This is a genomic window from Hymenobacter arizonensis, from assembly GCF_900115775.1.
GTDB lineage: Bacteria > Bacteroidota > Bacteroidia > Cytophagales > Hymenobacteraceae > Hymenobacter > Hymenobacter arizonensis.
The window spans coordinates 193,365-205,741 of record NZ_FOXS01000008.1; the positions used below are offsets into that span (position 1 = coordinate 193,365).

The following is a 12,377-nucleotide window of genomic DNA, read 5'->3' on the forward strand; positions in this document are numbered from 1 at the left end:
CTTGAATCGATGACGAAACGTATTCCCAAGTCCCGCACGGCCAGCTCCAATCCCCTAACCCTGGCTTTTGCTTTCGAGGCCCTCGAAAATCCTCAATACGCCGTAACCCGGGTGGCCTGGAAGTCCGAAGCCAAAGGGCTGCTAGGAGTTCTGAATGAGAGCCTGAAGGTCCAGCGGGAGCTACCGGTCCGTGATTTGCGCCTGCGCCTACAAGTGCGCGACGCAGGCGTGATTCGGGTCGACAGGAACCTGGGCCGGTGGGGCGGCTCTACCTTGCTGGTTTCTAGCAGCAGTGAAACGGTCGCGGCGCAGGCGGCTAATGCCGCGGTGGCGGAGTGGGTGAAAGAGATGGTCTTGACGCTGGCCGTTGTTAACCAGACCGCGGGACAGCGACTGCGGGAACTGGCGCTCGCCGGAGAGGCTGTTGAAGCAAAAGAGCAGGTTATGGCCGTCTTCAAGTGGGAGCAGAATCAGCAAACCAATTCAGTGAAAGCCAGCGACACCATTCGTACGCAGTACGCGGATTTAGCGGATTTCGTTGCTAGTAAGCTGGCGGGACAGGAGGTCTTCCCCGAGGCCGGCCCCATGCGGTTGGAGGTGTCGAGCGACATGACATTAAACGAAGCCCGTCTGCTCAGCGACCCCATCGAAGTGCTGCTGCCCACGGGCAAGACCGCCCTGTTCAGCCTGGGCCTGACCGTCAGTGTCGAAACCTATCCTGGCCGGCCGCTCCCCGTGGTCCACATTGAACACCGCAAGTCCGTCTGGGCACGGGAACCGTCGAATAAATACGAGAAGCTGAGCGGGTTTGCGCTCCCGACTGGGGAAGCCCGGGCCCTCCGCTTTGAAATAGAGCGCAACGCGCTGCTGACGGTGCAGTACCAGGCCATTGCCCGGCAGTACGACTTGCCACTGGCCGACCCTAAAACCAGCGAACCTATTACGGCCCTCGATCTGGGAATAAATGGCAGCGCCGGATTGGCCTTTGAAGCGTGCCCGGTCGTAATAACGCACCGCCACGGGCAGGGGGAAAAGAACACGGTGGGACGAGGCGTGACCGACTTGGACCGGCAACTTTCCTTCGAACAGCTAACCGACTTGCTGGCTCCCGTTGGCTTCTTTCCCTGGCAGACTCTGGAGGAAATCCCTACTCACTATAAAGCGCAGCAGGATTCCGATAGTGGCTGGCGCCATACGCCCGCCGAGGAAGATGAGCAAGGACTGCTGGAGCCGGACGAGCGCTACGTGGCCTGGGTGCAGAAAACGCGTGACGGACTGCAGGCGCACTATAACGGGGCCTATCATTTCGTTATTGCCTACTACAACGGGTTACAGCAACACGCCGTCAGGGCCCGGGACATTCTCTGGGATGTGCTAGGGAAAGAATCGCTGGTGATTCACCTGCTGGCCCTGCCCGAGGGGGTCCACGGTTCCCGGCGAACGCTGCCGGCGAATGACGCCCGGCCCCCGGAACGGGCGTCCCAACGGGAACAAGCCTGGGCACCTGCCCTGGCCGCCATCCGCGCCCACGCGCAGCAGCACGAGCAGAACCCGGTGCGCGGGGTAATGGTGCTGGCGGATAAGTGGTACGATAAATTCCCCGACGACAGCGTGAATAAGCAAGCCGCCCGCATCACCCTAAACCGGGAGTTGGGCGTCGTCGTGCAGTACCTGCTGCCGATGGAAAAGAAGCTGGATGGTATCAGCAATGCCCGTCAGCAGGAAAGCTTTCGCATGCGCGTTGTGAACGCGTGGCGCGATATGGCGTGGAAAAGCCTGGGCACCATGCATAGCCTGGACCAGAAGCTGGAGCGCAGCCTGCAAAACCGGGCAGCTGGCGCCGCTGTCCCCGTCATCCTAGGACTCGGCGTCATCCGTACCAACCGGACCGGCCAGCTACAGAACGATGCCAGCTTTATTCCCTACGTCATCGAGCTGCATCCTACAACTGGTAAGTGCCAGGCCTCGCTGCTCCTGCAATCCGGTAATGCCACGCCGGTGGCGACTCCCATGCAGGACCTGACGCAGACCATTCAACTGCTCACCATCAACGGCCCCAGTTACTTAATTCATAAAGGTAGTGATACCAGTATTCGGGAAGAGCGCAAACGCCGAACGCAACAGTTCCTGTACGAAACATTAGTAGAGCGAACCCAGCTGCACCCCGAGGTGCTGGTGCTGGCGGATTCGGTTACGCTCAAAGGCGTCTGGCCCTGGCTGGCGGATGAGCGCCTGGATCCGCGCAACATTGTCTTCAACCAGGAAAATCATGCGGAGCAGGATTTTCCTAATGCCACCTTTGTCCGCATTCGGCAGGACCACGCGCCCAAGGTAATCATGGACACCCCGCAGACTCGGGTAAAAATAGCGGGTCAAGTGCGGCCATCGGCGCGCCGCAGTGACGCCGACTTGTTTCGCCTCACGAATACCAGTCCTGCACTGCCTTCGTACTACTCATTCGGCAGCCGCATTTTTAAGCCGGTGGGTGGCACCAGTGTGTACCGGCCCATCCTCAACGTGAATGAGAAAACGGGGGAGGAGAAGTTGCAGGCCCCTTGGACTGATACCTGGCTCACGCCTAACGCAGTCGAAATTACGGTGGCCCAGCATCCACAGCGGCAACGCTTCCATCCCGACGATGTGGCTCGCCTAGTGGAAGCGCTACGAAGCGAATACGGGCATTATGGGAGTTGGACCAATGCGCCAGGACCACTACATTTTGCTTCGTTTCTGAAAGAGTATGTACCTGACTACGAACTTGATGAATACAACAGTAATTCGGTTGAAAGCTAAGTTCTGCGTCAAGTTAGCGGTGTGAATAGCAGTAACGCCGCTGAGGACAGCTTGGCCATGAATCAGCCGAAGCAGCACCAATTCCATCGCAGTTAAGCGGCGGGTTAGGGTAGGTGTGGAAGGAGCGTGGGTAAATAAGCAAGCCCCCTTATTTTAGCTAGTTTTACGCCGCAAACACTTTTTATTAAATCTGCATTATGGTTCAAATTAGAAAAGGCATCTCTAGGAAGCATGCATCCAGTCAGAAATTGACAGCTTTCTTTGAAAGCAACGACTTTTTGAATGGGGTATTCTATGTCGGATATCCTATAATATATGCAGGCGGTGAAAGCACAACTATAGATGCGCTATGGGTTTCGCCAGAATATGGCGTCATTGTGTTTGATGTTATTGAAGAGTCTGATTATTCCGACAGGCAAGATATTCAAGATGACTTGTTTAGCAAGATCTCTGCGTTGCTCATGCCCCATAAAGAGTTAGTGCAGAATAGAACTTTAGCAGTTGATATCGAAATCATCACATTTGCTCCTGCTTGGAACCAATTCTTAGTACAGGATAATGAATTTAAATATGCTCTAAATGAAAGCGATTTACTTTTATTAATTCAGCAACTAAAAGATTGGTCCACTTCTGCGCATTATAGCAAAGTAGTTTCAGTAATTCAATCAATTACCAAGCTTCGCTCAGGCGTAAAAAGGGTTAATCTTGTTAAGGCCGATTCTAAAGGCTCAAAATTAAAGCGTTTAGAAGATACTATTGCAAATTTAGATAGTACTCAGGAAGAGGCCGTAATAGATTACTTCGAAGGTGTTCAACGAATTAGAGGACTGGCTGGATCAGGAAAAACAGTGGTTATAGCTTTAAAAGCGGCATATCTACACGCACAAAATCCTGACTTAAAAATAGCTGTCACTTTCCATTCAAGAGCATTAAAAAAGCAATTTAAAGAACTGATTGAGCGGTTTTGCGCGGAAAAAACAGGTGGCTTGCCTGACTGGGATAACATTCATATTATCCATGCTTGGGGTAGTCCTAGAACTGAAGGCATCTATTATGATTTCTGCTTGGAAAATGGCGTAATCTATCATGACTTCCCAGCTGCAAGGAATTACCGGAGCAGCCATATTGTACAAATGCTGCACAAGACAGAATTTGAAGCTGTTTGCGATAAAGCTTTAAAAGAAGCCGACGCCGCCACCATCAAACAGAAATACGATGTTATCCTAATCGATGAAGCCCAAGATTTGTCAGAAGCATTTTTGAGGATGTGTTATGCCATACTTAAATCACCTAAAAATCTAATATATGCATACGACGAACTACAAAGGCTCAACGATAGCAGCTCATTAGGAAACCCGTCCAAAATCTTCGGAATTGAAGAAGGTGAATTTCACGACACTATTTTATATAAGTGCTACAGAAATTCCAAACCAGTTCTAGTAACTGCTCATGCTTTGGGGTTTGGTGTCTACCGAAACATACCAAACCCTAATAAGCTCGTTCAATTATTTGACCAGCCTCAACTGTGGCAAGACGTAGGGTACGAAATTAAAGCTGGAGCATTGCGTCCAGGTGAAAATGTGCAACTTCGACGTACAGAACGTTCAAGCCCTCCTTACCTGGAAAGCTATCTTGGAAATGATTCTGAAGACATGCTCATCTTCAAAAAATTTGCAAGCGCTAACACTCAGGCAGAGTGGGTCGCTGCCAACATTTTGAAAAATATTAGTGAAGATGAATTATTACACAAAGATATTGTAGTGATTAATTGCCGCACTCTCAGTACAGAAAGAGATGTTTCAATAATTCGCTCTTTGCTCTTCGACAATCAGGTAACTTCTCATATCGCCGGTGCAAGCAATGCAGATGTTTTTTATGAATACAACTCAATCACATTAACAGGTATTCACAGGGCTAAAGGAAACGAAGTGCCTATGGTATATATCATCAATGCTGATGAGTGCTTTTCTGGCAAAGAGCTTATAAAAAAGCGCAATATATTATTTACCGCAATAACTCGCAGCAAAGCGTGGGTACGAGTATGCGGTATAGGTGCGAACATGACAGGGTTAATTGATGAATACAATAAAGTTAAAGAGCACAAATTTGAACTTCATTTTGAATATCCTTCCGCAGAAGCTATCAAAAAAATGAATATTATCAACCGTGACATGTCAATTGATGAACAGAAAATAATAAAGAAGGATTCGGATGCATTAAGCAACATAAAAGACATCATAAATCGAATCAAAATTGGAAAGAGTCACATCGAGGATTATCCTTTGGAATTACAAGAAATCCTTAAACATCTTGTTTAAAAAGTTATGCGACAGGAAATTTTTGAGCAAATAAAAAAGGTGACACGATATCTTATTAGTAACGGATTAGCTACTTCAGTTAATTATCCTACTCTGGTTGGCAGCTCGATTGCATGGGAGGGTTTTCAGGATATAACATTTGCTCTAAAGAACCAACCTTACGAGGATATTTACACTACGGTGCTGGAGAGAGGGGCTTTCAATTTTATATTAAATGGCGGTGGTATTGTGCAAATGATGTATTCCTTTCAAAAAGAGGAAATGATCAGTCATAGGCTAGCTTATTACCCGCATTTTAGCATATCAAGTTTGAGCCATGCCCAAGAAAGCGTTTCCGAAAGTAACAATTTAACTATTCCTTTAAGGTTTGATTTCGACTATGACGCAAAGAAATACAAGCAGATATGCCATCCTTATACGCACATAACATTCGGGAATTATGAGAAGTGCAGGATACCTGTCAGTGCTCCCGTAAGCCCCTATAGATTTGTGGATTTTGTTGTAAGATCATTTTATATGGACTTTTATGAAGCCACAGGCTTTAATATGGCAATTGTCTGCCCTTTGCAAATGAGAAAGTCCATCCAAATGCCTGAGCTTAATGTTTTGCATTTGAATTTCGAAAACAATTCCTCATCTCCTGCTCTCGTAGAAAAAGCAATTCATGAGAGAAAACAAGGGAAAGATAGGCGAAATAGCAAATGAAAACAGCCTAAATTCTGCAAGTCTACAACATACATTAATACCAGGTGTTATTTTAGTTATTTACTGATTATCAGTGGTTTCTTGTGACAAGTGGAATTAACTTAATCACTTTACGTTCATCTAATAAACGTTAAATTCGCCCAAGCTCATACTTCCAAATATCAACCACTTAATTACTTTTATTAAAGTACAGTTACTATATAAATATTAAATTATCTTTCTTTCTAAAGATGCCTTGCCCTCAGGTTGCGGCAAAAAGGCAACACCGCTGCGGCTTTGCGACTTGGCATTGGGCTTCCTGCTGCAGATGGGGGTTATGACACTTTGCCAACCCATGACAGGGCTTGACGTTCTGTTGCTAGGCCTAACTTCCACTACATGCTGCAGCCGAGCGAGCTAGCTAAACATTCAAGGTATTCTGCATGTCGCGCCTATTCTGCCAGTCACTTAACAAGGCCCGGTAATTGAACTGGCATACCGCGTCGGTATGCATGACCTTGACGTTGGAGGTGCGTGATCTGCTATTCAAGGTTCAGCACAGCGTTCTTTTCCCTTAGTGCTCACTCAGGCATTCCATTACTTGGATTCAAGAAAGCCGGTGAACGTGGCTACGTCCTCGGGTGGGTAGGCTATCAGCTCAGGCTTGCCGGAATTCCTTCAAAACCGCTGCCGTTGATGCTGAAATAACTCACTACCGATAATTAACATTTATCGGTACTGAGTTTGTAGTTTTGGGCGCCCGCCAAACTCGGCGGTCTACTCCTTATATATACGTTGCATGGAAACCCCGTCCCAACTCCCGGTGATTATCCCCACCCGGAGCCACTCGCTGGTGGAGATGCCCGCTTCGGTCGGGCGCTACGCCGAAGCCGGGTTGCAGGGCGCGGCCAACACCCAGCGCGGGTACGCCGCCGATTTGCGCAGCTTCGAAGATTACTGCCAGCACCACCAATTGAGTTACCTGCCGGCCGACGTGAGCACCGTCGCCGGGTACGCCTCGCAGCTGGCCGACCGGGGCAAGAAGTTCGCCACCATCCGCCGGCACGTGGCCGCCATCGCCAAGCTCCACCAACTCGGCGGCCACCCGTCGCCCACGGCCCACGAAGCCTTGGGCGTCGTGCTCGACGGCATCGGCCGGCTGCTGGGCAAGCGCCAGCGCCAGGCCCCGGCCTTTTCCGTCGCCGAGCTCAAGCAGGCCGTGCGGGCGATGGACTTGGCTACCCCCACTGGGCTGCGCGACCGGGCGTTGCTGCTGCTGGGGTTCGCCGGGGCCTTCCGCCGCTCGGAGCTCGTCGCCCTGAACGTGGAGGACGTGGAACTGACCCGGCAGGCCCTGGTCATTCACCTGCAGCGCAGCAAAACCAACCAGTACGGGGAGGCCGAGGACAAGGCCGTGTTCTATTCGCCCACGGCCGACTACTGCCCGGTACGGGCCGTGCAGGACTGGCTGGCGGTGCTGGGCCGCCCCAGCGGGCCCCTGTTCACGCGCATGAACCGCGGCCGGGCCGGCGAAACCGGCCGCCCGGGGCAGGCGCGGCTCTCCGACCAGAGCGTCAACGACGTGGTGCAGCGCCACCTCGGGCCGGCCTACTCGGCCCACTCCCTGCGGGCGGCCTTCGTGACGGTGGCCGTGGAGGCCGGGCAGTCCAACAAGGCGATTAAGAACCAGACCAAGCAGAAAACCGACGCCATGATCGAGCGCTACGCCCGCCTCGACGACGTGAAGCGGTTCAACGCCGCCCAGCACCTGGGTTTATGAGGGGTCTCATAATTTAAGCAGTCGCTGATGACCAATCGTGTATCCTACAGTGGTCATAAATTTTTTACAGCAAGCCGTCTCAATAAAGGCGAGCAGTTGCACGCGCTGCGCAACTGGCTCTGGTTTAGGGGCGACGGCGTGCTGCGCCGAAAGCAAGGAGAGCCCCAGCAGGAAGTCATGCGCTGCCTCAACGAGGTGACCAACGTCGTCGTCTGGAACACTGTTTAAGCCCAGTTGGCTTTGCAACGCCAGCAGGCGGCGGGGGCGCCGGCGCTGCCCGAGCACCTGGCCCAACTCTCCCCCGCTAGTTTTGCCCATTTAAACCGCCTGGATCCCTATTCCTCCCAGTTACCAGCCGATGTGCTGGTCAATGGCCTGCGAACATTGAGGCCCTTACCGTAATTCTTTGTCCAGTTACTAACGCAACCCCAGTTACCGTCGGGCGTGGTATCGTATTTGCCAAACGGCAGGACCTTGCCTACTGCGCAGACGTAGGCATCCGTGGGAGCGTCGTAGGTAAAGCCAGCAATTTCGGCTTTGTACTGGCCATCGAGAAATTGCTTCTTGCCTTGCATCATCCCTCTACGAACCTGAGTTCTGCAACTGCCGCGGTGGTTTGGCCGGTCGCTATATCAGCGCATCCCCCGCACTTTTTGGCTGTCATAACAGAAGTGAGATGATCCTTCTTCTGTCCGCCTAAACTAGAACATCTGGATCACAGATAACGTGTGATTTCGCTTGTTCAGGCTTTACCTGGCTCATTAGCCCAAGGTAAGCGAATTGTCAGCAGGCGGCAGGAGTTACTGCCGCCCGTTAGGCTTATTACCGTAGTGGCTCAGTATTTTTTACCCAGTTCGCTGTCTAGCGGAGGATTACACCTAAGAACTTGATCTTAGTGAGCTTAAGGCACATTTGATCTGCTAATCAACCTCGCCCTAAACTATGTAGCCAAGCCCTCCTGCAAGGGTGTCCGCCGACGTGGTTTATAGGTGCTCGCTATCCCCAGTGACCGGGCCAGCCAGTTTGGCTAATTAGCTTTGGCCCATGCAGGAGATATGGGAGAGAATCGGCCTAAAGCCACTAGCGTTACGTCTTTCTGCTTGCGCCCCCCGATGCTGCCGTCATGAATCAAGTTATCCGTTGGCGCCACGTACAATTCGTAAGGCTTGATAATAATCTTAACCACGGGGTAATGGGGATTAGCCTCAAAAAAAGCGCGCACCAATGCATCCCGATTGCCCGCCAGAAGGGTATCCAAATGAAGTGTATGAGCATATTTATTGAGGATATCATCAACGCTGATGTTAATAAATAATAAGACGCGGGGCTCACTAGTCAAATTAATTGATATCCGGTTGTCAGCGCTGGCACACTCCTCAAGTGAATCGCCAGAATCACCATCCACGTGTAAACCACAAAACAAGTAATCCTCCACACCACTGATAAACTTCCTGGTCATGGTTATATGAGGATTCGCGAGGATCGGCATTGCATGAATAATGTGATCCGAATCTTGTTCTATTTTTAGCTGCTCAATGTATTCTCCAATTTGCTTTTCAAACGCTTGAAAAACGGTCGGTTCTTTACTGAATCTCTCCTGCAAGTCTTTGCGAAACAGCACACTGTCAAAATCGATGTTTTTACAAACAGCAATTATCTCATCAGGAAGTTTAAATATTCCTATTGTCTTGTTGTATAGTTGATCGCTTAAATGATCTTCCGGGGCAGCCAAAATAGCAATGTCTTCTGGACTTGGTTTGACCCAGCTGTTAATAGGGCCGTAGCTATTTTTGTGGTATTCAACGTGCTGCATTAACTCTGAGCCCACACTCAGCTCAAGTCTTCCCAGAAAATCATTATCGTGAGCGTAAAGCTTTACACTTTCTAACAAGGCCATTTGATAGTAGTTGGGGAAAGTTATAGATTGAGAAATCCAGCTGCCTGCTGAGTCAATTCAAAATGGATATGAAAGAATCGTTGTTCGGGACCATATCTTTATTTATGCGGGCCAAAATCTCTTCAAAGTCCAACGCGGGCAAATGTTCGCTTAGTGATGGGTCAAGGATCCGAATTCTATTTTGAATGTAAGTTATCATTTTCAGCAAATCCGAGCAATAGACTGATCTGTTATCGAATAAATTCTCCTGGCGGAACCGGTGCACAACATAGCCGCCTCCGCAAACCTGTTTGACCGGACATACTTGGCATTCTTGGCACAAGCGCTGGTGTCCTTCGCTGTACATTATCGCCAAAGGAGTTTTCATAGCTTGAGCTAGCGTGTTAGTGTACACGCTCATGCCCTCCTTTGTAAAATTATGACCACATGCTTTCATGGGATCGGTTGCCTCGATACCACCATTGGTTTCAATCACTAGCACTCCGTTCTCTCGCATGCCGAAGTGATCGTTCCCCGCTTCCTCAATTCCAATGATCAAAGCGATCATAATCTCAAAAATGTCAATTCGAACCTTTGAGTCGCTCTGGTCCGCCAGCCAGTGCTCAAACAGGGTGATGATTTTATCGGCCCATGGCGTTTCGTAAGGATTCTTTAACCAAGCCGGTTTGGTATCGTGTGTGAAGTCAGGTGGCAGTATGTTCCACTTATTTATACCCAATGATTTATAGCTCTCATATATCTCAATGGGATTATTGTCAACATTCATGACGGTTATAACCGTCAGATTGGCAGGGAAATGACGCTTGTAAGTTTGCAACCCCTGAATAACATCATCGTAGGAACCTTTTCCGGAATGGTAGAGGCGATAGACATCGTGTAGTGCCCGGGTTCCATCCAAACTGAAGCCGGCGTCAATGTTTAGTTCTTTGAATAGGGAACACCACTCCTCGTCAACTAAAACTCCATTGGTTTGAAGTATGAAATCAAAGGCCACGGAAGTGCGCTTGTGACATTCATTAACAAAGTACCTGAATAGGGCTTTGTCCGCTAACAGCGGCTCACCCCCATGGAATATGATTAAAAAGTCGCTCTTGTTGTTCGCTAGGCAATACTCTTCTATTCTATCAACGACTTTAACCATTGTCTCCTTAGACATCACTTTTGGTTGAGCCTTATAAGACTGGTCGCCTTTGTTATACATGTAGCAATACGAGCAATTCAGATTACAACGGCTGGCTATCTTTAAAACAATGCCTGAGAGCTCCATAAAGTAGGTAGATTTAAGGAAGAGTGGATAACAATCAATCAAAACAAAAGGTAAGCTGACGTAACAATAGCAAAAAATAAAGGGACATAAATTTTATGTCCCTTTATTTTTTGCTATTGTTACGTCAGCTTAGCGCTGGGTACGAGTCTCTGTGCGAATAGGGCCACGTACGTACGTGCTTTGCGAATAAGGATAGATGCCGTAGCAATCCTCGCCAGAGTTCAGCAATTTGGAGAGAATGCTGAATTTTTCATTACTAGTCAAAGAGTTTTCGACTTGTACTTGTTCTTTCGCTTTAGTATGCATGGTAGTGTGTGGGTTAGAAAGTCCTCATTATTGAGGGTTGTACAAACATAATGAATATTACTTCCTATCCCAACATATACACCTGTTAAGTTATAAATTTTTTTAATTAAACTGAGCCTTTTCTATTGCAATTACTCTGTTTTATAAGAACTTGTAGCAAGAAGTAAGTACATGCCAAATCAAGTTAGACACCAACGTATCATGTAACTTCAGTTAATTATTCAAGGTTGAGCTGCGGCGAAAAAGTACTATTATTTGAAAAAACTGTGTTGGTACTTAAAGCTGGGCTTGCCAAGCGGGGGCGGATCCTGCTCAGCTGGCCACCGAGAGCGGTAGTTTGCTTCAGGTTGCTTTTTGACCGGCTACCATTCGTTGCTCTTAACACGCGCCAAGACTGGACGTGAGTTCCGGCAGCACAAGCACTGCAGGCATGAGTTGAAAGGCCTGATCAATATCCTTTATTGTGGAACCACCTATAATAAATAATAAAGCGAATGCTAAAAAGGCCTGGATACTTGGCGCTATCTGGGCCAGAGCGGGTTAAAATAGTAAAATGGATAAACTAGCCTTGTCAACAAAACTTACATGATCTAAGACCAACAAGGCATGTGTAGCAAAGCACCAAGCTAAAAGAAACATCCGACACTACAATTAATTATGTATCAACTGAGACGCTGGAAGGGTTTGCCGGCAAGCATGCCGCTTAGTTAGCTCGCCGTTCGGATCGAGAGCTGTTGTGAGCTTTAGGCATTAGCCTCTTGCAAATGCCACATTGCTTTCTGACAGCTAGAAGGTGTTATGCACCTATGAGCGAAATTAGCGGGTGTGTAAATTACCCGCCGCGCCTATCCCAGCGACGTCACCGACGACGAATGGGCCTTTCTCTTGCCGTATTTGATGCTACTACGCGAATATGCGGGCGAGCGCCAGTACCGATTGCGTGAGTTATTCAACGCCTTGCGCTACGTGGTGCGCACGGGCTGCACCTGGCGCTACTTGCCCCATGATTTGCAGCCCTGGGCTACGTGCTACCAGCAGTGAGCCCGCTGGCGCGATGCCCGCGTGTTTGAGGCTCTGACCGACGACCTACGCCAAGTGCTGCGCTTGAACGAGGCACGGCCCACCGACCCGAGCGCCGTGATTTTCGATTCGCGCACGCTGCAGAGCACGCCCGAAAGCGGGCACCGGGCGGGCTATCACGGGGCCAAGCGGCAGTGGTAGATTTCAGATCAGTTCGCTTACTTAAAAAGGTTCAAATCATTTAAACTGACAGTACACTGCAACCTTAAATGCCTACTTTTGACCTTTGACTGCCTCATCAACTTTTGTTCA

General features: G+C 49.3%; 8 protein-coding genes and 1 pseudogene. 6 read left to right on the forward strand and 3 right to left on the reverse strand.

The annotated features are described in order from the left end of the window. Nucleotides 1-9: 9 nt before the first annotated feature. From BMZ66_RS22190 to BMZ66_RS25295, 5 genes are all read left to right on the forward strand, one after another. Nucleotides 10-2,793 carry an RNaseH domain-containing protein gene (locus tag BMZ66_RS22190; RefSeq protein ID WP_092678563.1) on the forward strand — a complete coding sequence of 928 codons (2,784 nt, stop codon included), beginning with the start codon at nt 10-12 and terminating at the stop codon, nt 2,791-2,793. A 197-nt stretch (nt 2,794-2,990) separates the two neighbouring features. Continuing rightward, nucleotides 2,991-5,111, forward strand: a complete 2,121-nt coding sequence (locus tag BMZ66_RS22195) for a DEAD/DEAH box helicase (protein WP_092678565.1) — start codon at nt 2,991-2,993, stop codon at nt 5,109-5,111. A gap of 6 nt (nt 5,112-5,117) precedes the next feature. Beyond that, a complete protein-coding gene (locus BMZ66_RS22200) occupies nt 5,118-5,816 on the forward strand; it encodes a DUF2290 domain-containing protein (protein ID WP_092678567.1) in 699 nt (232 codons plus the stop codon). A 778-nt stretch (nt 5,817-6,594) separates the two neighbouring features. Continuing rightward, entirely contained in the window at nt 6,595-7,575 is a 981-nt protein-coding gene (locus BMZ66_RS22205; RefSeq protein WP_234795206.1) for a tyrosine-type recombinase/integrase, read from the forward strand. 27 nt (nt 7,576-7,602) lie between these two features. After that, nucleotides 7,603-7,803 carry a Tn3 family transposase gene (locus BMZ66_RS25295; RefSeq protein WP_143080362.1) on the forward strand — a complete coding sequence of 67 codons (201 nt, stop codon included), beginning with the start codon at nt 7,603-7,605 and terminating at the stop codon, nt 7,801-7,803. Nucleotides 7,804-7,910: 107 nt separating this feature from the next. On the opposite strand, the gene BMZ66_RS22215 is transcribed toward BMZ66_RS25295, so the two are convergent. From BMZ66_RS22215 to BMZ66_RS22225, 3 genes are all read right to left on the reverse strand, one after another. Beyond that, on the reverse strand, nt 7,911-8,153 hold the full coding sequence (locus BMZ66_RS22215) for a hypothetical protein (RefSeq protein WP_092678569.1): 243 nt from the start codon (nt 8,151-8,153) through the stop codon (nt 7,911-7,913). 449 nt (nt 8,154-8,602) lie between these two features. Beyond that, complete coding sequence (locus tag BMZ66_RS22220; RefSeq protein WP_092678570.1) at nt 8,603-9,472, reverse strand: hypothetical protein; 870 nt, start codon at nt 9,470-9,472, stop codon at nt 8,603-8,605. Nucleotides 9,473-9,524: 52 nt separating this feature from the next. Next, entirely contained in the window at nt 9,525-10,739 is a 1,215-nt protein-coding gene (locus BMZ66_RS22225; RefSeq protein ID WP_092678571.1) for a radical SAM protein, read from the reverse strand. A gap of 1,137 nt (nt 10,740-11,876) precedes the next feature. On the opposite strand from BMZ66_RS22225, the pseudogene BMZ66_RS26565 reads away from it, so the two are divergent. Further along, a pseudogene (locus tag BMZ66_RS26565) lies at nt 11,877-12,257 on the forward strand (transposase); the annotation flags it as partial. Between the last annotated feature and the right edge of the window lie 120 nt (nt 12,258-12,377).